At 69.6% G+C, this 22,275-nt stretch carries 15 protein-coding genes and 6 pseudogenes; 4 read left to right on the top strand and 17 right to left on the bottom strand.

Annotated elements, in window-relative coordinates:
* Positions 1-171: 171 nt before the first annotated feature.
* From pyrF to H3H54_RS08735, 11 genes and pseudogenes are all read right to left on the bottom strand, one after another.
* Positions 172-1,035 carry an orotidine-5'-phosphate decarboxylase gene (gene pyrF, locus H3H54_RS08785; protein WP_262426291.1) on the bottom strand — a complete coding sequence of 288 codons (864 nt, stop codon included), beginning with the start codon at positions 1,033-1,035 and terminating at the stop codon, positions 172-174.
* Positions 1,032-4,384 (bottom strand): annotated as a pseudogene (carB, locus tag H3H54_RS08780) (carbamoyl-phosphate synthase large subunit). The gene pyrF and the pseudogene carB overlap by 4 nt, the downstream one beginning before the upstream one ends.
* Positions 4,384-5,582 (bottom strand): annotated as a pseudogene (carA, locus tag H3H54_RS08775) (glutamine-hydrolyzing carbamoyl-phosphate synthase small subunit). Before carA ends, carB begins: the two co-directional pseudogenes overlap by 1 nt.
* On the bottom strand, positions 5,579-6,073 hold the full coding sequence (locus H3H54_RS08770) for a hypothetical protein (RefSeq protein WP_262426290.1): 495 nt from the start codon (positions 6,071-6,073) through the stop codon (positions 5,579-5,581). The pseudogene carA and the gene H3H54_RS08770 overlap by 4 nt, the downstream one beginning before the upstream one ends.
* A complete protein-coding gene (locus tag H3H54_RS08765; protein ID WP_262426438.1) occupies positions 6,070-7,392 on the bottom strand; it encodes a dihydroorotase in 1,323 nt (440 codons plus the stop codon). The genes H3H54_RS08770 and H3H54_RS08765 overlap by 4 nt, the downstream gene beginning before the upstream one ends.
* Before the next feature lie 7 nt (positions 7,393-7,399).
* A complete protein-coding gene (locus H3H54_RS08760; RefSeq protein WP_262426289.1) occupies positions 7,400-8,362 on the bottom strand; it encodes an aspartate carbamoyltransferase catalytic subunit in 963 nt (320 codons plus the stop codon).
* A 25-nt stretch (positions 8,363-8,387) separates the two neighbouring features.
* Positions 8,388-8,925 (bottom strand): annotated as a pseudogene (gene pyrR, locus H3H54_RS08755) (bifunctional pyr operon transcriptional regulator/uracil phosphoribosyltransferase PyrR); the annotation flags it as partial.
* A gap of 244 nt (positions 8,926-9,169) precedes the next feature.
* Positions 9,170-9,715, bottom strand: coding sequence for a transcription antitermination factor NusB (gene nusB / locus H3H54_RS08750; protein WP_262426288.1), 546 nt, complete (start codon positions 9,713-9,715; stop codon positions 9,170-9,172).
* Positions 9,712-10,272 carry an elongation factor P gene (efp, locus tag H3H54_RS08745; protein WP_262426287.1) on the bottom strand — a complete coding sequence of 187 codons (561 nt, stop codon included), beginning with the start codon at positions 10,270-10,272 and terminating at the stop codon, positions 9,712-9,714. Before efp ends, nusB begins: the two co-directional genes overlap by 4 nt.
* 75 nt (positions 10,273-10,347) lie before the next feature.
* On the bottom strand, positions 10,348-10,965 hold the full coding sequence (locus tag H3H54_RS08740; protein WP_262426286.1) for a winged helix-turn-helix domain-containing protein: 618 nt from the start codon (positions 10,963-10,965) through the stop codon (positions 10,348-10,350).
* Between the two features lie 99 nt (positions 10,966-11,064).
* A pseudogene (locus H3H54_RS08735) lies at positions 11,065-12,668 on the bottom strand (ABC-F family ATP-binding cassette domain-containing protein).
* A gap of 211 nt (positions 12,669-12,879) precedes the next feature.
* Between H3H54_RS08735 and ald the strand changes: the two are divergent.
* Positions 12,880-13,994, top strand: a pseudogene (gene ald, locus H3H54_RS08730) (alanine dehydrogenase).
* A gap of 116 nt (positions 13,995-14,110) precedes the next feature.
* Here the strand turns inward: ald and H3H54_RS08725 are convergent.
* The 6 genes and pseudogenes from H3H54_RS08725 to H3H54_RS08700 form a co-directional block, all read right to left on the bottom strand.
* Positions 14,111-14,443: a metal-sulfur cluster assembly factor gene (locus H3H54_RS08725; RefSeq protein WP_262426285.1), complete on the bottom strand. Its 333-nt coding sequence runs from the start codon at positions 14,441-14,443 to the stop codon at positions 14,111-14,113.
* 98 nt (positions 14,444-14,541) lie between these two features.
* On the bottom strand, positions 14,542-15,297 hold the full coding sequence (sufC, locus tag H3H54_RS08720) for a Fe-S cluster assembly ATPase SufC (RefSeq protein ID WP_262426284.1): 756 nt from the start codon (positions 15,295-15,297) through the stop codon (positions 14,542-14,544).
* A 75-nt stretch (positions 15,298-15,372) separates the two neighbouring features.
* Positions 15,373-15,711, bottom strand: a complete 339-nt coding sequence (locus H3H54_RS08715) for a non-heme iron oxygenase ferredoxin subunit (RefSeq protein ID WP_262426283.1) — start codon at positions 15,709-15,711, stop codon at positions 15,373-15,375.
* A pseudogene (gene sufD, locus H3H54_RS08710) lies at positions 15,711-17,034 on the bottom strand (Fe-S cluster assembly protein SufD). Before sufD ends, H3H54_RS08715 begins: the two are co-directional and overlap by 1 nt.
* Positions 17,034-18,461 carry a Fe-S cluster assembly protein SufB gene (sufB, locus tag H3H54_RS08705; protein ID WP_316249181.1) on the bottom strand — a complete coding sequence of 476 codons (1,428 nt, stop codon included), beginning with the start codon at positions 18,459-18,461 and terminating at the stop codon, positions 17,034-17,036. Before sufB ends, sufD begins: the two are co-directional and overlap by 1 nt.
* Entirely contained in the window at positions 18,458-19,195 is a 738-nt protein-coding gene (locus tag H3H54_RS08700) for a metalloregulator ArsR/SmtB family transcription factor (protein WP_262426282.1), read from the bottom strand. Before H3H54_RS08700 ends, sufB begins: the two co-directional genes overlap by 4 nt.
* Before the next feature lie 206 nt (positions 19,196-19,401).
* On the opposite strand from H3H54_RS08700, the gene H3H54_RS08695 reads away from it, so the two are divergent.
* The 3 genes from H3H54_RS08695 (at position 19,402) to H3H54_RS08685 (ending at position 22,270) form a co-directional block, all read left to right on the top strand.
* Positions 19,402-20,469 carry a glutathione S-transferase family protein gene (locus H3H54_RS08695; protein WP_262426281.1) on the top strand — a complete coding sequence of 356 codons (1,068 nt, stop codon included), beginning with the start codon at positions 19,402-19,404 and terminating at the stop codon, positions 20,467-20,469.
* An 83-nt stretch (positions 20,470-20,552) separates the two neighbouring features.
* Positions 20,553-21,482 (top strand): ABC transporter ATP-binding protein, encoded by a 930-nt coding sequence (locus tag H3H54_RS08690; protein WP_262426280.1) that lies wholly within the window; start codon positions 20,553-20,555, stop codon positions 21,480-21,482.
* Positions 21,479-22,270 carry an ABC transporter permease gene (locus H3H54_RS08685; RefSeq protein WP_262426279.1) on the top strand — a complete coding sequence of 264 codons (792 nt, stop codon included), beginning with the start codon at positions 21,479-21,481 and terminating at the stop codon, positions 22,268-22,270. Before H3H54_RS08690 ends, H3H54_RS08685 begins: the two co-directional genes overlap by 4 nt.
* Positions 22,271-22,275 lie beyond the last annotated feature (5 nt).

The raw sequence follows: 22,275 nt of genomic DNA, 5'->3' as shown, positions 1-22,275 counted from the left end.
TTGTTCTCTTGCTGGTGACGTGGAGATCCGGGAGGACCTCGGTGTGGGAAGAGCGTAACCCCATATTCGTGGCGGAGCGCACTTTCGACACGCTTCGCCGCTGGTCCGGTGCAGATCGGTGGCCGATGAGGGGTGTCGGAACACCTCCCGCCGGACGTTGCCGGACTTGGGTCAGGCGGTGGTGACGACGCCGCCGTACTCGGAGCGCAGCTCCTCGGCGCGGCGGCTCAGGGACTCCGCGGCAGGCCCGGCCCCGAGAAGACCTCGAGACAGCGAAACCAGCACGTGACCTGCGTTGTCGCCGAAAACCTCTGCCATCTGCGCCGGTCCTGCACCCTGCGCGCCGAAGCCTGGTGCGAGCAGCGGCACCGAGGGCGCCGCCTGGTCCAGGCCCAGTCGTCGGTAGGCGTCCCCGACGGTCGCGCCGACCACGAGACCTACGCTCGACCAGCGGTTCGGATCTCCTCCCCCGATCTTCTCGGCGTGTCGCGCGATCTCGCGCGCCACCGGCGTGTCCGCTGCCGAGCGGGCGTGCTGGACCTGGGGTCCGTCCGGGTTCGAGGTGAGCGCGAGCAGGAACATCCCCTTGCCGTGCTCGGCCGCGAGCTGCGCCGCGGGGTCCAGCGAACCGGTGCCCAGGAACGGGCTGACGGTGATCGCGTCGGCCTCCAGCGGAGCCCCCGGGAGCAGGTGCGCCTCGGCGTAGGCGGCCATGGTCGAACCGATGTCGCCCCGCTTGACGTCCAGGATGGTGAGCACCCCGCGTGCCCGGGCGTCGGACAGGAGCTCCTCCAGCACCGCCACCCCGGCGGAGCCGTGGCGCTCGTAGAAGGCCGATTGCGGCTTGATCGCAGCGACCCGGCCGCTGACGGCCTCCAGGGCACGCAGCGAGAACTCCCGCAGGCCCTCCGGAGTGTCCGGCAGCGACCAGTCCGCGAGCAGCGAGGCGTGCGGATCGATGCCGGCCACGATCCGCCCCCGTTCGGCGACCGCCTGCTGGAGGCGATCGCCGAAGTTGCGGCTGCCGGTGCTCATGCGTGCGCCACGCGGGCCCGCGACGCGGCCAGCCGCGCGGTGTGCGCCTGCAGGCTCAGCACCTCGAAGGGCTCGACGGGCCGTGCCTCGATCGCCTGCACCGCCGCCTGGAACTCCTGGAGGGTGGTGATCATCGGGACGTCCATGCTGGTCGCGGCGGCGCGGATCGCGTAGCCGTCCACCCGCGCGTTGGAGCCGGAGGGGTGTTCATCACCAGGTCCACCTGGCCGTTCTCGATCAGCTCGATGACGCTGGCCTCGTCCCCGGGCTCCGAGGCCTTTCGCAGCACGCGGCACGGGATGCCGTAGCGGCTGAGCACGCGGCCGGTCCCCGCCGTGGTGAGGATCTCGAAGCCGAGCGCCGCCAGCCGTGCCACCGGCAGCGGCAGCGAGCGCTTGTCGCGGTCGGCGACCGAGACGAAGGCGGTGCCGGAGATGGGCAGCCCCTGCCCGGCGATCGCGAGCTGCGACTTCGCGAAGGCCAGCGGGAAGGTGGAGTCCAGCCCCATCACCTCGCCGGTCGAACGCATCTCCGGTCCGAGCACGGAGTCGACGGCGCGGCCCTCGCGGGTGCGGAAGCGCTTGAAGGGGAGCACCGCCTCCTTCACCGCGATCGGGGAATCGTCGGGCAGATCCGTGCCGTCGCCCTCGGCGGGCAGCACGCCGCCGCGGCGCAGGTCCGCGATCGAGGTGCCGGCCATGAGCAGGGCTGCGGCCTGCGCCAGCGCGACGCCGGTGGCCTTGGCGACGAAGGGCACGGTGCGGGAGGCGCGCGGGTTGGCCTCGAGCACGTAGAGCACCCCGTGGGAGAGGGCGAACTGGATGTTGAGCAGTCCGCGCACGCCCACGCCCTCGGCGATCGCCAGGGTCGAGGTGCGGATGCGGTCCATGACCGCGTCGCTGAGGGTGATCGGCGGGAGGGTGCAGGCCGAGTCGCCGGAGTGGATGCCGGCTTCCTCGATGTGCTCCATCACGCCGCCGATGTAGAGGTCGGTGCCGTCGTAGAGGGCGTCGACGTCGATCTCGATGGCGGTGTCGAGGAAGCTGTCGATGAGGATCGGGGCCTCGGCCCGTCCCCCGTCGGGCAGGTTGCGAGCGACGTAGTCCACGAGGCCGGCCTCGTCGAACACGATCTCCATGCCGCGCCCGCCGAGCACATAGCTCGGGCGCACCAGCACCGGGTAGCCCACCTTCGCGGCGACCTCGGTCGCATCGCTGAGCCCCCAGGCGGTCCCGTAGGGCGGTGCAGGCAGGTTCGCCTCGGCGAGGACGGCGCCGAAGTGGCCGCGGTCCTCGGCGTTGTCGATCGCTGCGGGGCTGGTGCCGATGATCGGCAGGCCCTCGGCTTCGAGCCGGCGCGCGAGCGAGAGCGGGGTCTGACCGCCGAGCTGGACGATCACACCTGCCACGGGACCGGCAGCCTTCTCCGCCTCGTACACCTCGACCACGTCCTCGAAGGTGAGGGGCTCGAAGTAGAGCCGGTCGGCGATGTCGTAGTCGGTCGAGACGGTCTCGGGGTTGCAGTTGATCATGACGGTCTCGTAGCCGCCGCCGGGCAGATCCCGGTTGCCGAGCGCCATCGCGGCGTGCACGCACGAGTAGTCGAACTCGATGCCCTGGCCGATGCGGTTGGGGCCCGAGCCGAGGATGAGGATCGCGGGACGCTCCCGGGTCTCGACCTCGGTCTCCTGGTCGTAGGTGGAGTAGTGGTACGGCGTGCTGGAGGCGAACTCCGCGGCGCAGGTGTCGACCGTCTTGTAGACGGGGTTGATGCCCAGCGCCTCGCGCACGCCCTTGACCACGTCACCGCTGCGGCCGCAGAGCGCGCCGATCTGGTCATCGGAGAGACCGTGGCGCTTGGCCAGCGAGAGCAGGTCCGCGTCGAGCACCTCCGTGCCGCGGATCTCGGCGGCGATCTCGGCGACCATCAGCATCTGGTCGAGGAACCAGCGGTCGATCGCGGTGGCCTCCACCAGCCGGTCGAGGGTCTCGGCGGGGTCGAGGATCCCCTCCGCGGCGGACCACAGGATGCGGGAGATCGTCACCAGTCGCTCCGCGGTGGGTGTGCGCACCTGGTCCAGCAGCTCCGTGACCTCGGCGGCCGAGGGCGGCGCGTCGCGATAGCTGAGGCTGGCGTCCTTGACGTCGATGGAGCGCTGCGCCTTGCCGAGGGCTTCGGTGAAGTTGCGGCCGAGCGCCATCGCCTCGCCGACGCTCTTCATCGTGGTGGTGAGCGTCGGGTCCGCGGCGGGGAACTTCTCGAAGGCGAAGCGCGGCACCTTCACGACCACGTAGTCCAGAGCCGGCTCGAAGCTCGCCGGGGTGGTGCCGGTGATGTCGTTGCGGATCTCGTCGAGGGTGTAGCCGATCGCCACCCGGGCCGCGATCTTCGCGATCGGGAAGCCGGTGGCCTTCGAGGCCAGCGCCGAGGAGCGGGAGACGCGGGGGTTCATCTCGATGACCACCACGCGGCCGGTCTCGGGATGGGTCGCGAACTGCACGTTGCAGCCGCCGGTGTCGACGCCGACCTCGCGGATGATCGCGATGCCGAGGTCGCGCAGCTTCTGCATCTCGACATCGGTGAGCGTGAGGGCGGGGGCCACGGTGACCGAGTCGCCGGTGTGCACGCCGACGGGGTCGACGTTCTCGATCGAGCAGACCACGACGCAGTTGTCCGCGCTGTCGCGCATCAGCTCGAGCTCGAACTCCTTCCAGCCCAGGATCGATTCCTCGAGCAGCACCTCGGTCGTCGGCGAGTAGTGCAGGCCGTCGCCGCCGATGCGGCGCAGGTCCGCCTCGTCGTAGGCCATGCCGGAGCCGAGACCGCCCATGGTGAAGCTGGGGCGCACCACCATCGGGTACCCGAGGTCCTCGGCGGCCTCGAGCAGATCGTCGATCGAGTGGCAGATCCGCGAGCGCGCGGATTCACCGCCGACCCGCTCGACGACCTCCTTGAACAGCTGACGGTCCTCGGCCTTGTTGATCGCGTCCAGGCTCGCGCCGATCATCTCGACGCCGAACTCCTCGAGCGTGCCATCGCCGGCGAGGGCGATGGCGGCGTTCAGCGCGGTCTGGCCGCCGAGAGTGGGCAGCAGGGCGTCCGGCCGCTCCTTCTCGATGATCGTGCGAATGATCTGGGGATCGATCGGCTCGATGTAGGTGGCGTCGGCGATCTCCGGATCGGTCATGATCGTGGCCGGGTTGGAATTGACGAGGATGACACGCAGGCCCTCCTCGCGCAGCACCCGGCAGGCCTGGGTGCCGGAGTAGTCGAACTCGGCGGCTTGTCCGATGACGATCGGGCCGGAGCCGATGACCAGGACGGACTTGATATCGGGACGACGGGGCATCAGGACTCCTTGGACGCAGAGGCGGCGCGGTGGGCGACGGCGAGCTCTGCCAGACGATCGAAGAGGGGCGAGGCGTCGTGCGGGCCGCCGGCCGCCTCGGGGTGGTACTGGACCGAGTACGCGGGACGGTCGAGGCATCGCAGGCCTTCGACCACACCGTCGTTGAGTCCGACGTGGGAGACCACGACACGGCCGTAGCGCCCGTCGTCGTGGGGAGCGATGTGCTCGCCTTCGATCGGGAGGTCGACGGCGAAGCCGTGGTTGTGCGCGGTGATCGCCACTGCGCCGGTCTCGCGATCCTGCACGGGCTGGTTGATGCCGCGGTGGCCGAACTTCAGCTTGTAGGTGCCGAAGCCAAGGGCGCGTCCCAGCAGCTGGTTGCCGAAGCAGATGCCGAAGAACGGGATCCCGGCGTCGAGGACGCCGCGCAGCAGGTCGATCTGAGCGGTCGCGGCGGCGGGGTCGCCCGGTCCGTTGGAGAAGAACACGGCATCCGGGGAGAGTGCGAGGAGGTCCTCGAGCGAGGTGCTGGCCGGCAGCAGGTGCACGCGCAGTCCACGTGCGAGCATGCTGCGCGGCGAGGCCCCTTGATGCCGAGGTCGACGGCGGCGACGGTCGCGACCGCTTCGCCCTCTGGCTCGAGGACCACCGGCTGGGCGATGGTGACCTCGTCGAGGAAGCTCGCGCCGGTCATGGACGGCTGTTCGCGCACCTGGGCGAGCAGCTCCTGCTCGGGCGTGGAGAGCGCGTCGCCGGAGAAGATCCCGCCGCGCAGGGAGCCGGCATCGCGCAGCAGCCGGGTGAGCATGCGGGTGTCGATGTCGCTGATGCCGACGACGTCGCTGCTGATCAGCAGATCGTCGAGGGTCTGCTCCGCGCGGTAGGAGGAGGCGATGCGGCTGGCATCGCGCACGGCGTAGCCGCGCACCCACACCTTGCGGGACTCCATGTCCTGGGCGTTCGCGCCGGTGTTGCCGATGTGCGGGGAGGTCTGGACCACGATCTGGCCGGCGTAGGAGGGATCCGAGAGGGTCTCCTGGTAGCCGGTCATCCCCGTGGTGAAGACGACCTCACCGAAACGGGTGCCGCGGGCGCCGTAGGCGGAACCGCGCAGCACGGTGCCGTCCTCGAGGATCAGCAGGGCCTTCTCGCGGCGGGCGCGAGAGGCCGGGGGCCTGGTGGAAGCGGTGGAAGTCATGCGTGCTCCTTCCGGGAGAGCAGGAGGTCGTGGTCGGCGCGCCGGGCGAGGCGCAGTCCGGTGTCGAGGAGCTGGTCGCCCAAGCGCCAGCGGATGATCAGGAGGCCGTCGCCTCCGATGAACTTGCCGGCCATGCCGGGCCCGGAGGTGATCTCCGAGACGGCCGAGCCGGGGATGGTGAGATCTGCGGGGCCCTCGCGTTCAAGGCGCCAGGAGCCGCCGTCGCCGAGGGTCACGGCCGCGTTCGCGCGCTGACCGAGGCTGTGGGCGACGATCCGTTCGAGGGGCTGCTCGGCGAGCACGGTGTCGACGTAGACGGCGTCCACGGGCCCGTGGTCGATGCCCTCGCCGAGCTCCTCGAGAGAGGAGTCCAGCGGCGCTGGCAGGTGCTGCTGGGAGCGGCCTCGGCGACGCCACCCCCAGGCCATGGCGGCCAGGATCAGCACGAACAGCGCGGCCAGCAACAGGACGGGGATCAGCTGTCCGCTCATCGCTCCACCACCTGGCCCTCGCGCACCGTCGGTCGTCCGCCCAGCACGGTGAGGCGATTGCTGCCGGGCAGCTCGAGCCCGGCGAACGGGGAGTTGCGGCTGAGGGAGGCGTGCTCGGCGGGGTCGGCCACCCGCACCGGATGAGGGTCCCAGACCAGGAGGTGGGCGGGGGAACCGGGCTCGAGCGGTCGGCCCTGGTCCTCGTCACGGCCGATCTCCGCTGGCTTCTCGGAGAGCACCCGGGCGACGTCACGCCAGCTGAGGCGTCCCTCGTCGACCATGGTCAGCTGCACCAGCGACAGTGCCGTCTCCAGTCCGGTCATGCCCATCGCGGCCTGGTCCCATTCGCGATCCTTGGCGTCCCGCGGATGCGGCGCGTGGTCGGTCGCGACGATGTCGATGGTGCCGTCGGCGAGGCCTTCCCGGACTGCGTCGACGTCCGCGGCCGTCCGCAGCGGCGGGTTGACCTTGAAGACCGCGTCGAACTGGCGCACGTTCTCATCGGTCAGCAGCAGGTGGTGGGGCGTCACCTCGGCGGTCACGGCGATACCTCGCTGCTTCGCCCAGCGGATGATGTCGACGCTGCCGGCGGTGGACAGGTGGCACACGTGCAGGCGCGATCCGACGTGCTGGGCCAGCAGCACATCACGCGCGATGATCGATTCCTCGGCGACGGCCGGCCAGCCGGTCAGGCCCAGCTCCGCGGAGACGACGCCCTCGTGCATCTGGGCGCCTTCGGTGAGCCGCGGGTCCTGCGCGTGCTGAGCGATGACGCCGTCGAAGGACTTCACGTACTCGAGCGCGCGACGCATCAGCACCGGATCGTCGACGCATTTTCCGTCGTCGCTGAACACTCGGACCTTCGCGCGCGAATTGGCCATGGCGTCGAGCTCGGCGAGCCGCTCCCCCGCCAGGCCCACGGTCACGGCGCCCACCGGCCTGACCGCGCACCAGCCGGCGCTGTCCCCGCGCCGCGCGACCTGCTCGACGACGCCGGCGGTGTCGGCGACGGGGGTGGTGTTGGCCATGGCGTGCACGGCGGTGAATCCGCCGCGGGCGGCGGCCCGGGTCCCGGACTCGACGGTCTCGGCCTCCTCACCGCCGGGCTCGCGCAGGTGGGTGTGGAGGTCCACCAGGCCGGGCAGCACGATGCAGCCCTCCGCCTCGATGATCTCCACGCCGTCGGGCGCCTCGAGGTCGGTGCCGACGGCCTCGATGCGTCCGTCGGCCAGGAGGATGTCCTGGACCTCTTCGCCGTAGGGGCGACCGCCCCGGATCAGCAGGGGCGCGTGGTTCACGCCGGCGGTGCCGGTCGTCATGCCGTTCTCAATGGTCACGGGGTGCCTCCCAGGCGTCGGTGGCGAGCAGGTGGTAGAGGACGGCCATGCGGACGAACACGCCGGAGGCGACCTGTTCGACGATCACGCTGCGCGGGGAGTCGGCGACCGCCCCGGCGATCTCGAATCCGCGGTTCATCGGGCCGGGGTGCAGCACGATCGCGTGCTCGGGCAGCGTGGCTGCCCGGGCGGTGGTCAGGCCGTAGCGGCGGGAGTACTCGCCGGCGGTGGGGAAGAACCCGCCGCCGACCATCCGCTCGCTCTGGACCCGCAGCATCATCACGGCGTCCGGCCCGGTCGCCAGGGCCGCGTCGAGGTCGTAGCTGATCTCGCAGGGCCAGGCGGTGGCGCCGACAGGCACCAGGGCGGGCGGGGCCACGAGGGTGACGCGGGCACCGAGCAGGCTCAGCAGCAGCACGTTCGAGCGCGCCACCCGCGAATGCAGCACGTCGCCCACGATCACCACGTGCAGCCCGGCGAGGTCCGCGGTCGGGTCACCGGGTCGCAGGTGCCGTCGCATGGTGAAGGCGTCGAGCATCGCCTGAGTGGGGTGCTCGTGCGCGCCGTCCCCGGCGTTGACGATCGGCTGGTCGATCCAGCCGGAGTGCGCCAGCAGATGCGCCGCGCCGGAGGAGCTCGAGCGCACCACGACTGCGTCGGCACCCATCGCCTGGAGGGTCAGGGCGGTGTCCTTGAGCGACTCCCCCTTGGAGATGCTGGAGCCCTTGGCGGAGAAGTTGATGACGTCCGCGGAGAGCCGCTTCGCAGCGGCCTCGAAGCTGATCCGGGTGCGGGTGGAGTCCTCGAAGAAGAGGTTCACCACGGTGGTGCCGACGAGGGTGGGCAACTTGCGGATCGATCGGGACTGGGTCTGCGCCATGTGCTCGGCGGTGGCGAGCACGGCGAGGGCGTCCTCGCGGGTGAGATCCGCGATCGAGATGAAATGCCTCATGACCGCTCCCCTCGGTCCCGGCCCCGCTGGGTCGCACGATGTCGACCGCGTCGCTCCCGTCCGTCTCGCTGAGCTGGACGTGCACCCGCTCGCTGCGCGAGGTGGGGGAGGTTCTTGCCGACGTGGTCGGCGCGGATCGGGAGCTGCCGGTGTCCGCGGTCCACCAGCACCGCGAGCCGGACTGCGGCGGGGCGACCGATCGCGCTGAGCGCGTCGAGCGCGGCGCGGATCGTGCGCCCGGAGTAGAGGACGTCATCGACCAGCACCACGAGGCGGCCGTCGATGCCGGAGGGCGGGATCCGCGTGGGGCTCGGGGCGCGGGTGGGGTTGCTGCGGAGGTCATCGCGGTACATGGTGATGTCCAGCGCGCCGTACAGCTCGCTGAGGTCATCGCCGTCGGGGCGGCCCTCAGCACGGGCGATCTGCTCCGCGAGGCGGCGGGCGAGCGGCACACCCCGGTGGGGGATGCCGAGCAGGACCAGGTCCTCGGCGCCGTGTCCGCTCTCGAGGATCTCGTGGGCGATGCGGGTCAGCGCACGCCGGATCTCCTCGGGCCCGAGCACACGGGAGGTCTCCGCGGCCGGTGCTGGGTGGTTCGTCGCGGGCCGGGGCCTGCGGTGGGGTCGTCATTCATCTGTGGTCTCCCTTCCACGCCTCTCAGGACGTGTCGTTAAAGGGCGGGGGTGCTCGAGCGAGCGATGCCGAGTCTAGGGTGCCGATCCCGGGCAGCGGCCGGGTGACCGCCCCTCGGACCATGCGGGGGCAGGAGCGCCGCGTCCTGCCCGCAGCAGGTCACGGCGCGAGCTCTCAGGAGAGCAGGCCGCGCATGTCGACCAGGCGCTGCAGCAGGCCGTTGACGAACCGCGGCGAGTCGTCGGTGGAGAGCACCTCGGCGATCTTCGTGTATTCGCCGATGATCGCTCCGCGCCCGGTCTCGTCCGCACCGTGGAGCGCCTCTGCGCTGCCCAGGCGCAGGATCGCGCGATCCACCGCGGGCATCCGGTGCAGCGGCCAGTCCCGGGAATGGGTGGCGAGGTCCTCGTCGATGTCGATCGCATGCGGCGCGTACAGCTCGACCAGCTCGCGGGCGCGCAGCGGCAGCGGGGTCTGCGCAGCAGTGCGCTTCAGACGCTGTGCGAGCACGTCGAGCACGTCGGCCTGCTTGGCATCGGCCTCGAACAGCACGTCGATCGCACGGATCCGGTCGCGCGAGCGTCCGTGGAGCCGGTCGGCAGGGGCCGGGATGGTGCGCTCGAACTCGACCTCCGCACCCTCGCGGGTGGGGTGAGGCAGCCCGGGGGCCCGGCGTCCTGCCGGGCCCCCGGAGCTTCCCTGCGCAGAGCCTGAGGTCACTTGACGCGCTCGATGTAGTCGCCGCTGCGCGTGTCGACCTTGACCTTGTCGCCCTGGTTCAGGAACAGCGGGACCTGGATCTCGCGACCGGTCTCGAGGCGTGCGGGCTTGGTGCCACCGCTGGAGCGATCACCCTGGAGACCCGGCTCGGTGAACTCGATCTCGAGCGTCACAGAGGCCGGCATCTCGACGAAGAGCGCCTCGCCCTCGTGGAACGCGATGACCACGTCCTGGCCCTCGAGCATGAAGCCCTTGGCGTCCCCGACGATCTGCTCGGTGAGGCTGGTCTGCTCCCAGTTCGAGGTGTCCATGAACACGTACATGTCGCCGTCGAGATACGAGAACTGCATGTCACGGCGGTCGACCGTCGCGGTCTCGACCTTGAGGCCGGCGTTGAAGGTCTTGTCGACGCCCTTGCCGGACATGATGTTCTTCAGCTTGGTGCGCACGAAGGCGGGGCCCTTGCCGGGCTTGACGTGCTGGAACTCGACCACGCTCCAGAGCTGCTGGTCCAGCACCAGGACCATCCCGTTCTTCAGATCATTCGTCGTCGCCATGGGTCTCCTCGGTAGTCGTCTGGGCGTGCCCAGGATAGCGCGCAGGCACGCCCGCGCCAGGCCGGGGACGGGGTCTCAGCGGACCGACGTGAGGTCGATCATGCTGAGCAGGCGCACGGCCAGCGGGTGCGCGGCGCTCTCCTCGCGCCAGCCGCTGGTCTTCATCGCGCGCGAGACCGTCTGCTGGGTCACCCCGAGCTGCTGCGCGAGCTGGGTCTGTGTGGCGCCGGGGTCCTGCCGCAATGCCCTGACCGTCTCCCACTGCCCGCGGTTGCGGCGACGGACCATCCAGCCCACCAGGCGGAGCACAGCCTCCGCATCGGCGGCGGTGTCGCGGTGGCGTTCGTCGGCGGCACGCACGGCCAGCGGGACCTGGGAGGTCGTCGCGGCGGCTCGCTGGGCCGCGGCGGCGGCCTCCACCGCGGGTCCGGAGATCTCGCGGACGACACCGGGGAGAGGCCGGGTCACAGCGCCGACGCCGAGCCCCACGGCCAGGTCACCGATCTCTGCCGCACGCAGCAGCACCTCGAGCGCGACCTCGGCGCGGCCGGCCAGCACGAGGGCCTCCGGCCCCATGGTGCGCTCAGGCGGCAGCAGCAGGTCCAGGCCCTCCAGGGCGGAGAGCAGTGCGGGGACGGGATCGCTCCCGTCGCGACCATGGCCGGGACGGCCGGACAGGGAAAGGACGAACACTGAGAACTCCTCACAGCTTGTTCAGTATGTGCTGGAGAGTACAGCGGATTCCCGCTGGATGTGCGGAGCCCTGACGCGGTCCGGCGCGTCGTGCCCAGCTCAGGCCAGCTCGATGAGCTCCTGGTACTCGGCGTTCCACAGGTCCTCGACCGCGTCGGGCATCATCAGCACCCGCTCGGGGTTCAGCGCCGCCACGGCGCCGGGATCGTGCGAGACCAGCACGACGGCGCCCTCGAAGGCGGCGAGGGCCCCGAGGATCTCCTCGCGGCTGGCGGGGTCGAGGTTGTTCGTCGGCTCGTCCAGCAGCAGCACGTTCGCGCTGGAGACGACGAGGGTCGCGAGCGCGAGACGGGTCTTCTCACCGCCGGAGAGCACCCGAGTCGGCTTGTGGACATCGTCCCCGGTGAAGAGGAAGGAGCCGAGGATCTTGCGGGCCTCGACCTCGGCCAGCTCATAGGCAGCGGTCATCATGTTCTGGAGCACCGTGCGGTCCAGATCGAGAGTCTCGTGCTCCTGCGCGTAGTAGCCGATCCGCAGACCATGCCCGGGGAGCAGCCCGCCGGTGTCCGGCTCATCGACTCCGGCGAGGATCCGCAGCAGAGTGGTCTTACCGGCACCGTTGAGCCCGATGATGACGACCTTCGAGCCGCGATCGATCGCGAGATCCACGCTGGTGAAGATCTCGAGGCTGCCATAGGACTTCGAGAGATCCTCCGCCATCAGCGGTGTCTTGCCGCACGGGGCGGGCTTGGGGAAGCGCAGCGAGGCGACGCGGTCCTGCTGCCGCTCCCCTCGACCCCGTCGAGCATCCGCTCGGCACGCTTGAGCATGTTCTGCGCGGCGACTGCCTTGGTGGCCTTGGCACGCATCTTCTCGGCCTGGGCGGTGAGCTGGGTGGCCTTCTTCTCGGCGTTCGACCACTCGCGCTTGCGACGCTTCTCGTCATCCTCGCGCTGGCGCTGATACAGCTTCCAGCCCATGTTGTACATGTCGATCGAGGCTCGGTTGGCATCGAGGTAGAACACCTTGTTCACGACGTGCTCGACCAGCTCCACGTCGTGGCTGATGATGATCAGCCCGCCGCGGTAGGTCATGAGGTAATCGCGCAGCCAGACGATCGAGTCATGGTCGAGGTGGTTCGTGGGCTCGTCCAGGATCATCGTGGACGCCTGGGAGAACAGGATGCGCGCCAGCTCCACGCGGCGACGCTGGCCTCCCGAGAGGGTGCCCAGCTCCTGCTCGAGCAGACGGTTGGGCAGGCCCAGGTTCGCGGACATCCGCTTGGCCTCGGCCTCGGCCGCATAGCCGCCCGCCGCATCGAGCTCGGCCTCGATCCGCGGGTAGCGGTTCATGGCCTTCTCACGGCGCGCCTCGGTGAGGCTCATGTCCCCCATCTCCTCCTCGGCGCGGCGCAGCTTCTTGAAGATCCCGTCGAGCCCGCGGGCGGAGAGGATGCGGGAGAGCACCGGTTCGGTGTCCTCGCCGCTGTGGGTGTCCTGGGGCAGGTAGCCGAGCTCGCCGGTGACCTCGACGCTGCCCTCGGAGGGGTCCAGCGTTCCCGAGAGCACCTTGGTGAGGGTCGTCTTGCCGGCACCGTTGCGGCCCACCAGCCCCACCCTGTCGCCGGCAGTGATCTGGAAGGAGACGTCGCTCATGAGCAGCCGGGCGCCGACGCGGATGGCGAGGTCGTGCACGGTGATCACGGGATGATGCTCCTGTTCGAGAGGGGTCGCTCGGTGCGCGGCGGTCAAACGAGGTCGCACAGAGCCGGGTCGAGTCTAGGGCCGTGGCGCTCCGACGGGCTCGTGAATACCGCCCACGGTGCCGTGTTCCACAGCGCCTCCGCCCGCGGAGGTGACATGCTGGCCCGAGCGGCCCGGATCGAGGCCGAGGAACGCAGCAGAGAGGCGCGACATGCGGATCGGGGTACCCCGGGAGATCAAGAACAACGAGAACCGCGTGGGGCTCGGCGCAGCCGGCGTCCACGAGCTGGTGGCGCGTGGCCACGAGGTCGTGGTCGAGGCCGGTGCCGGTATCGGCTCGCGCGTCAGCGATGAAGATTACCTCGCAGCCGGCGCGACGATCCTGGAGACAGCCGACGAGGTCTGGGAGCAGGCCGAGATGATCATCAAGGTGAAGGAGCCGCTCCCGGAAGAGCACGGCCGCCTGCGCAAGGGCCAGGTGCTGTTCACCTATCTCCATCTCGCAGCCGACAAGGACCTCACCGAGGCGCTGCTGGCCTCGGGCGCCACCTCGATCGCCTATGAGACGGTGCAGCGCGCGGACCGCTCCCTGCCCCTGCTCGCTCCCATGAGCATGATCGCCGGTCGGCTCGCGGCGCAGGTCGGCGCCTATCACCTGATGGCCCCGCTCGGGGCTCGGGTGTGCTGATGGGCGGGATCCCCGGCACCACCGAGGCCAACGTGCTGGTCGTCGGCGGCGGCATGGTCGGTGAGCAGGCTGCGGTGATGGCGCTGGGGATGCATGCCGACGTCACTGTCATGGATCTCGACGTGGACCGCCTCGGGCAGATCGCTGCGATGCACCACGGCGACATCCGCACCCGCTACTCGACCTCGCTGGACCTCGCGGAGCAGGTCGCCCGAGCCGACGTTGTCGTCGGCTCCGTGCTGATCCCGGGAAAGAAGGCGCCGAAGCTCGTGACGGACGAGATGGTGGCGGCGATGAAGCCCGGTTCCGTGCTGGTGGACGTGGCGATCGACCAAGGCGGGTGCTTCGAGCATTCCCGCCCCACCACGCACGACGACCCGATCTTCCGGGTCCACGACACCATCTACTACTGCGTGGCGAACATGCCGGGCTCCGTGCCGGTCACCGCGACCGCCGCCCTGAACAACTCCACCCTGCCCTACATCCTGAAGATCGCCGGGGCGGGCTGGCGTGAGGCGCTTCGCTCCGACTCCGCGCTCGCCAAGGGGCTGCACACCCACGCGGGGATGCTGACCCACGACGGCACCGGCGAAGCCCATGGTCTCGAGGTCACCGCCGTCGAGACCGCCCTGCGCTGACGGTTCCGTCTCGGGCCCCCACTGACGAAGAAGGTCCCCGCAGGCCCGATGCAGTCACTCGCATCGGTCCCGCGGGGACCTTCTTCGTGAGGCGCGGTGCGCGCCTGGAGCTCAGCTCACAGGTTGAAGCCGATCGCGCGCAGCTGCTCGCGGCCGTCCTCGGTGATCTTCTCCATGCCCCACGGCGGCATCCACACCCAGTTGATGCGGTGGGATTCGGTGATGGCGTCCAGCGCCGCGAACGTCTGCTCCTCGAGCACGTCCGTCAGCGGGCAGGCGGCGGAGGTGAGGGTCATATCGACCACGGCGTTGCCGTCCTCGATGTTGACGCCGTAGACGAGGCCGAGATCGACGACGTTGATCCCCAGCTCGGGGTCGATCACGTCCTTCATCGCCTCGATGACGTCCTCGGAGCTCACGGTCGACGAGGGAGTCGTCTGTTCGGTCATGGCATCCTCCCGAAGGGGAAATGGGTCGCATCCGCGACCCCTGATGGGTGCTGCCGGACCGGCCCGGGATCACTCCCGAGCCGATCCGACGGGTGAGGTCAGGCGCCGACGAGGAAGCGGTCGTAGCCCTCGGCCTCGAGGCGCTCGGCCAGCTCCGGGCCGCCCTGCTCAGCGATCCGGCCGTCCACGAAGACGTGGACGAAGTCCGGCTTCACGTACTGGAGGATGCGGGTGTAGTGAGTGATCAGCATGACACCCACCTCGGTCTCCTCCTTGGCGCGGTTGATGCCCTCGGAGACCACGCGCAGCGCATCGACGTCGAGGCCGGAGTCGGTCTCGTCGAGGATGGCGATGCCGGGCTTGAGGAGCTGCATCTGGAGGATCTCGTGGCGCTTCTTCTCGCCGCCGGAGAAGCCCTCGTTGACGTTGCGCTCGGCGAAGACGGGATCCATCTTCAGGCCCTCCATGGAGCCCTTGACGTCCTTGACCCAGGTGCGCAGCGAGGGAGCCTCGCCGTCGATCGCGGTCTTGGCGGTGCGCAGGAAGTTCGAGACGGTGACGCCGGGGACCTCGACCGGGTACTGCATGGCGAGGAAGAGACCGGCGCGGGCGCGCTCGTCGACGCTCATCTCGAGCACGTCCTCACCGTCGAGGGTGACCTCGCCGGCGGTGATCTCGTACTTGGGGTGACCGGCGACCGCGTAGGCCAGGGTGGACTTGCCCGAGCCGTTGGGGCCCATGATCGCGTGGGTCTCGCCCGACTTGATGGTGAGGTCGACGCCCTTGAGAATCTCCTTGGTGCCCTCAGGGGTCTCGACGTTGGCGTGGAGGTTCTTGATCTCCAGAATCGACATGTGTGGCTCTCCTTGACCAGGGGTGCTGGTGGAATCGTAATGACGGATGGGCGCCGCAGGCGGAGCCCGAAAGGTTCAGGTGGCGGGGGCCGCGGTCGGATCCACGAGGATCTCGCCGCTGCTCTCGTCGATGCGCACGGGGAACACCCGCACGGGAAGGACGGCCGGCAGCTGCAGTGGACGACCTGTGACCAGGTCGAACTGGCTGCCGTGCTTCCAGCATTCGATGGTGCACCCCTCGACGTCCCCATCGCTCAGCGCGATCTCATCGTGCGAGCAGAGGTCCTCGAGGGCGTGGACGCCGCCGTCCTCGTCGCGCACCAGGGCGATCTCGAGGTCGCCGATGGCGACATCGATCGCCTCGCCGGGGGCGAGGTCAGCCAGGGCGGCGACGGGGACGAAGGCGTCCGACATCAGTTCATGCTCCGTGAGAGCTCGTCCTCGATCGAGGCCGAGAGGCGCTCGCGGATCTCGGGCACATCGATCTGCTGGATGATCTCGGCGAAGAAGCCGCGCACCACCAGACGACGGGCCTCGAGCTCGGGGATGCCGCGGGCACGCAGGTAGAACAGCTGCTCGTCGTCGAAACGACCCGTCGCAGCGGCGTGTCCGGCGCCCTCGATCTCACCGGTCTCGATCTCGAGGTTCGGCACCGAGTCGGCGCGCGCACCCTCGGTGAGCAGCAGGTTGCGGTTGAGCTCGTAGGTGTTGGTGCCCTCGGCCTCCTTGCGGATCAGCACGTCGCCGACCCACACCGAGCGGGCCCTCTTGCCCTGCAGCGCGCCCTTGTAGGCGACGTTGGAGGTGCACTGCGGGGCGCTGTGGTCGATGAAGAGGCGGTTCTCGAAGAACTGGTCCTCGTCGGCGAAGTACAGGCCGAGCTTCTCGATCTCGCCGCCGGGGGCGGCGTACTCACCGATCGAGTTGAGGCGCACTGCGCTGCCACCGAGGGTGACGGCGACGTGCTTGAGCTTGGCGTCGCGGCCCACGCGGGCGTGGTGCGTGGCGATGTGCAGTGCGTCATCGTCCCAGTCGTGCAGGGTGATGACGGTCATCTGCGAGTTGTCACCCGCGATCATCTCGACGTTCTGCGCGTACTGCGCGCTGCCGGAATGATTGAGGATGAACGTCGCCGAGGAGGACTCCTCGGTCTCCAGCACGATGTGCGCGCGTTGGCACGACGGTCCGCGCCACGGCCGGTCACATCCACCCGGAACGGCTCGTCATAGGCGACGTTCTTCGCGGCGACCAGGTGCAGCGCCTGCTCGCAGCGAGCGGAGGCCACCGCAGTCGGCAGGTCCTCGGGCACCAGCACGGTGCCACGGGGGCCTCGCCGGGAGCCAGGCAGGGGGTATCCGGCGCCCCTTCAGGAACCGTGACCTGGTAGTCGACGGCGGGGTCGCCCTCGCGGTCGTCGGTCGCGACGTCCTCGAACAGCGGCGCGAAGCGGCGCAGCGGGGTGAAGCGCCACTCCTCGATGTCGCTCTTGGGCACTTCGTGGTCGGAGACCTCGAAGGACCGTTTGCGTCCGCCGCGGTTCAGTGCGGCCTGGGCCGGTGAGGACTGCTGCCCCGGCAGGGTCAGGCTCTCCTCCTCCAGCTCCGGTGCGGCGGTGGTCTCGACATCGTCGAGGGCCGTCTGGGCGGCGACCGGGGCGGCCCCTGCGGCGTGGCCCACGGCCTCGTTCGCCGCGGGGTCCCCCGCGTTCTCGGCACCCTTCAGATCAGTGGTCGTCATCAGCCGACTGCTCCTTCCATCTGCAGCTCGATCAGGCGGTTCAGCTCCAGGGCGTATTCCATCGGGAGCTCACGGGCGATGGGCTCGATGAAGCCCCGCACGATCATGGCCATCGCCTCGGCCTCATCCATGCCGCGGCTCATCAGGTAGAAGAGCTGCTCCTCGGAGACCTTGGAGACGGTGGCCTCGTGGCCCATCTGGACATCGTCGACACGGACGTCGACGTAGGGGTAGGTATCGGTGCGGGACATGGTGTCCACCAGCAGCGCGTCGCACAGCACGGTCGAGGCGGAGTGCTCTGCACCCGGCATCACCTGCACCAGGCCGCGATACGAGCTGCGCCCACCACCGCGGGAGACCGACTTCGAGACGATCGAGCTCGAGGTGTGCGGTGCCATGTGCACCATCTTCGAGCCGGTGTCCTGCTGCTGGCCCTCGCCGGCGAACGCGACCGAGAGGGTCTCGCCGCGGGCGTGCTCACCCATCAGCCACACGGCCGGGTACTTCATGGTGATCTTGGAGCCGATGTTGCCATCGACCCACTCCATGACGCCGCCCTGCTCGACCGTGGTGCGCTTGGTGACGAGGTTGTACACGTTGTTCGACCAGTTCTGGATGGTCGTGTAGCGGACGCGGGCGTCCTTCTTCACGACGATCTCCACGACTGCGCTGTGGAGCGAGTCGGACTGGTAGATCGGGGCGGTGCAGCCCTCGACGTAGTGCACGTAGGAGCCCTCGTCGGCGATGATCAGCGTGCGCTCGAACTGGCCCATGTTCTCGGTGTTGATCCGGAAGTAGGCCTGCAGCGGGATCTCGACGTGGACGCCCTTGGGGACGTACACGAAGGAGCCGCCGGACCACACCGCGGTGTTCAGTGCGGAGAACTTGTTGTCACCCGAGGGGATGACGGTGCCGAAGTACTCCTTGAACATCTCGGGATGTTCCTTGAGCGCGGTATCGGTGTCGAGGAAGATGACGCCCTGCTCCTCCAGATCCTCGCGGATCTGGTGGTAGACGACCTCAGACTCGTACTGTGCGGCGACGCCGGAGACGAGGCGCTGCTTCTCCGCCTCGGGGATCCCCAGGCGGTCGTACGTCTCCTTGATGTCCGCGGGCAGGTCCTCCCAGGAGGTCACCTGCTTCTCGGTGGAGCGGACGAAGTACTTGATCTGCTCGAAGGCGATCCCCGAGAGGTCGGGGCCCCAGGTGGGCATCGGCTTCTTGTAGAACAGCTTCAACGCCTTCAGACGGCGCTCGAGCATCCACTCGGGCTCGTCCTTGCGGGCCGAGATGTCGCGCACGACCTCCTCGGACAGTCCGCGGCGCGCGCTGGCCCCGGCGGAGTCCTCGTCGTGCCATCCATAGGCGTACTGGCCCATGGAATCGATGATCTCATCCTGTGAGAGCTTTTCTGGTGCGCTCGTCATGATGTCCTTCCCTCGGTGAGCGGAATGTGTGTCGTGCAGGCATGCGCCCCCTGCGCCAGAGTGGCCAGGCGTTGGACGGGGGCGCCGATGATTCGGGAGATGACTCGGGACTCTGCTTCGCACAGCTCCGGGTGGTCTGCGGCGATGTCGAGGACGGGGCAGTGCCCATGGCACAGCTGCGCCGTGACGAGCGTACGCGGGTTCGTCCCGGGCTGCGCGCTCGTGGCGGGCAGCGGAACATGCAGCGGCCGTACCGTGGAGGCGTACCCCCGCTGCGTGAGCATCTCGGAGAGCAGCTCGAGCCTGCGGGCGACGGTGACCGTCTCCCCCGCCGCCTCGAGCTCGGCGACACGCTGGTCATGGGTGCTCTCCCAGTCGGCGATGCGGCGCTCCGCGAGGGCTGTCACCGCCTCGTCCCCGCCCAGCCGGGCGAGCTCCTCCACTGCCATCACGGCCAGTTCGTCGTACCCGCCGGGCAGGTCCTCATGGGCTGACGGCGAGAGCACGAACGACTTGCTGGGGCGGCCCCGGCCGCGCTGGGCGACGAGGACCTCGTGCTCGGCGATGACTCCCTCCGACTCGAGGGCTGCGAGGTGCCGGCGCACGGCGGCGCTGGTGAGGCCGAAGCTCTCCGCCAGGCGGCGTGCCGTGATGGGCCCATGGGTCGATATCGCCTCCACGAGGCGGTCCCGGGTGGTCTGTGGGGCACCCGTCTCGAGCTCCGGTGCGGTCATCGTGGCCTCCTCCCGTCGATCGCTGTTTTTATTTTACAACACAACCCTTGCCTAATACCTACCGAACGACTGTGCCGCACAGCACGAAGGGTCCCCTAACCTGCGCGATCGCCCCGTCGGCACGCATGCGCGGCCGCCCCCTTTCTTTTATTATCAGTTTCAACTACTCTGATCTCGACGCCTCCCCGACCCGAAGGGACAACCCTATGTCCACCGAGAACTCCGCCCCCGAGGACCACTCGACCCGCGGCGCCTATGTCGCCGTAGGCGAAGAAGCCTTCGACCGCGACATGAACTACATCGATGACCGCATCACCCGTGACAGCCGGGACGGCTGGCCCGTCGAGGCCGGAAGGTACCGCCTGGTCGCCGCCCGGGCCTGCCCCTGGGCGAACCGGACGTTGATCTCCCGCCGGCTCCTCGGGCTGGAAGACGTGATCTCCGTCGGGATGCCCGGCCCCACGCACGACAAGCGCTCGTGGACCTTCGACCTCGACGAGGGCGGTGTGGACCCGGTGCTGGGCTACGAGCGGCTCCAGGAAGCATATTTCGCCCGATTCCCGGACTACCCGCGCGGCATCACGGTCCCGGCGGTCGTCGATGTGCCCAGCAAGGCGGTCGTGACCAACGACTTCCAGCAGATCACCCTCGACTTCGCCACCGAGTGGACCGAGCACCACCGCGAGGGTGCCCCGGACCTGTACCCGCAGGCGCAGCGCGAAGAGATCGATGCGCTGAACCGATGGCTGCTCCACCACGTCAACAACGGCGTGTACAAGACCGGCTTCGCCGGCTCCCAGGAGACCTACGAGCAGGAGCACCGCTCCCTGTGGGCAGCACTGGACGAGCTCGAGGAGCGGCTCGGGCGCAGCCGCTACCTGATGGGCCCTTCGATCACCGAGGCCGATGTGCGCCTGTTCCCGACCCTCATCCGCTTCGACCCCGTCTACCACGGCCATTTCAAGGCCAACCGTCAGACCCTCGCGAGCATGCCGAACCTCTGGGACTACACCCGGGACCTGTTCACCACTCCCGGCTTCGGTGACACCGTCGACTTCGAGCAGATCAAGCGGCATTACTACTTCGTGCACGAGGACATCAACCCCACCCAGATCGTGCCTGTCGGTCCCGACCTGAACCCTCTGCTCGAGCCGCACGACCGCGACCGCTTCGAGACCGACACCTGGGGCCCCGGGGGCACTGCGCCCTCCGCACCGCTCGCCGCCGAGGTCGTCGATCCTGCGCACACCCCGCTGCAGGTCACCGGCCGCTGAGCCCACCGGGCCGCTCCGCGGATGACCGGTCGCTCACGTCCTGTGCCCGGTCCTGCGCGGCGCGGCCTACGATGGTGCGCGCCATGGACGACCACTCCCCTGCCCTTGTCGCCGACGACCTCACGCTCAGCTACGGCTCCGTGCGTGCGCTCGACGGTCTGAGCCTGACCGCAGAGCGCGGCGCGGTGACCGCGCTGGTGGGCTCCAACGGCGCTGGCAAGACCACCGCGATCTCCTGTGCCACCGGCCTGCTGCAGCCCGATGACGGCACCGTGCGGGTGCTCGGCGCGGATCCCTGGCGCTCGAGCCCTAAGCACCGTGCGCGGGTGGGGGTGATGATCCAGGACGGCGGTCTGGCCTCCGGCGCGTCGGCGATGCAGCTGCTGCGGTACGGGGCGAGCCTCCACGCGGCCCCGCTGGACGTCGACGAGGTCGCCGAGCACCTGGGCATCGATGCCTTCGCCCGCACCCTGGTGCGGCGGCTGTCCGGCGGGCAGCGTCAGCGCCTGGCCCTCGCACTTGCGATCATCGGTCGCCCGGACCTGGTCTTCCTCGATGAGCCGACGGCCGGGATGGACCCGTCCATCCGCCGACGGGTGCGCGAGCTGATCCGGGGCCTGGCGCACACCGGCACCGCCGTCGTCCTCACCACCCACCTGATGGACGATGTCGTGGGGCTCGCCGACGCGGTGCGGGTGATCTCCCGCGGCCGCGTGCTCGCCTCAGGGTCGGTGCAGGACGTGATCAGCAGCCATCGCTCAGTCGACGGCGCGCTGGTCGTCCAGGCCACCGCCACGGGCGTGGACCCCCGTGTTGCCCCCGCGCTCGAAGCTGATCTGCAAGCAGCTGCCGCACGGCACGGCGCCCATCTCGAGATCACCTCGGGTGGCGCGGCCGACCTCGAGTCCGTGCTGCTGGACCTGATGGATGAGGAGCATGACGAGCCGGAGACCGTCTCCTCCAGCGGCTCCGCCCCTCGCAGTGCATCCCCGAGCGGACAGGAGCCCCGATGACCGCCACCAGGAACCCTGCGGACAGACGGTCCGACCGCACCCCGCGCCCCGCTCCCGCACTGCGCCGCATCCTCTCCCATGCCGGGCTGGAGACGCGGGTGCTGCTGTCCAACGGCGAACAGCTGACCGTCGCCGTGGCCCTGCCCGCGATGGTTCTGATCGGCCTCTGGCTGCTGCCGCTGGGCCGGCTCGAGGGAGTCTCCGCAGTGGACACCGCGGTGGCCGCGACCTTCGCGACCGCGCTGATCTCCACCTCCTTCACCTCCCAGGCGATCATCACCGGCTTCGACCGCCGCAACGGCGTGCTGCGCTGGGTGGCGACCACCCCGTTGGGCCGCGGCGGCTACCTGGCCGGGAAGATCCTCGCCACCCTCACCACCCATGTGCTGCAGGTCGTCGTGCTGGGCCTGATCGCGCTGATCATCGGCTGGCGTCCGGAGCTGCTGGGCCTGCTGGCGATGGTCCCGGTGTGGCTGATCGGCACCGTCGCCTTCGGCGCGCTGGGCATGCTGATCGCGGGGACGCTCCGCACGGAGGCGGTGCTGGCCGTGTCGAACCTGGTCTTCGTGCTGCTGATCGCCGCCGGAGGCGTCGCCTTCCCCACCGAGGCGTATCCGCGGATCCTGGGCGGTCTGGTGGACCTGCTGCCCTCCGGCGCGCTCGGCGAGCTGCTGCGTGCCTGTCTGGCCTCCGGAAGCTTCTCCCTCGGCTCTGTCGTGGTGCTGCTCGCCTGGGCTGTCGCGGGTGTGCTGGCCGTCATCCGCTGGTTCCGCTGGACGGACAGCTGACGCCG

This window comes from Brachybacterium sp. Z12, from assembly GCF_014400405.1.
Classification (GTDB): Bacteria; Actinomycetota; Actinomycetes; order Actinomycetales; family Dermabacteraceae; genus Brachybacterium.
Note: the sequence above shows the minus strand (reverse complement) of the source record. Positions and strands in the feature narration are given on the sequence as shown.

Bases quoted from the DNA above. Each gene is read 5' to 3' on its own strand.
- pyrF (WP_262426291.1), bottom strand. From the start codon at position 1,035: ATGAGCACCGGCAGCCGCAACTTCGGCGATCGCCTCCAGCAGGCGGTC.
- H3H54_RS08770 (WP_262426290.1), bottom strand. From the start codon at position 6,073: ATGAGCGGACAGCTGATCCCCGTCCTGTTGCTGGCCGCGCTGTTCGTG.
- H3H54_RS08765 (WP_262426438.1), bottom strand. From the start codon at position 7,392: ATGACGACCGGCACCGCCGGCGTGAACCACGCGCCCCTGCTGATCCGG.
- H3H54_RS08760 (WP_262426289.1), bottom strand. From the start codon at position 8,362: ATGAGGCATTTCATCTCGATCGCGGATCTCACCCGCGAGGACGCCCTC.
- efp (WP_262426287.1), bottom strand. From the start codon at position 10,272: ATGGCGACGACGAATGATCTGAAGAACGGGATGGTCCTGGTGCTGGAC.
- H3H54_RS08725 (WP_262426285.1), bottom strand. From the start codon at position 14,443: ATGACCGAACAGACGACTCCCTCGTCGACCGTGAGCTCCGAGGACGTC.
- sufC (WP_262426284.1), bottom strand. From the start codon at position 15,297: ATGTCGATTCTGGAGATCAAGAACCTCCACGCCAACGTCGAGACCCCT.
- H3H54_RS08715 (WP_262426283.1), bottom strand. From the start codon at position 15,711: ATGTCGGACGCCTTCGTCCCCGTCGCCGCCCTGGCTGACCTCGCCCCC.
- sufB (WP_316249181.1), bottom strand. From the start codon at position 18,461: ATGACGAGCGCACCAGAAAAGCTCTCACAGGATGAGATCATCGATTCC.
- H3H54_RS08700 (WP_262426282.1), bottom strand. From the start codon at position 19,195: ATGACCGCACCGGAGCTCGAGACGGGTGCCCCACAGACCACCCGGGAC.
- H3H54_RS08695 (WP_262426281.1), top strand. From the start codon at position 19,402: ATGTCCACCGAGAACTCCGCCCCCGAGGACCACTCGACCCGCGGCGCC.
- H3H54_RS08690 (WP_262426280.1), top strand. From the start codon at position 20,553: ATGGACGACCACTCCCCTGCCCTTGTCGCCGACGACCTCACGCTCAGC.
- H3H54_RS08685 (WP_262426279.1), top strand. From the start codon at position 21,479: ATGACCGCCACCAGGAACCCTGCGGACAGACGGTCCGACCGCACCCCG.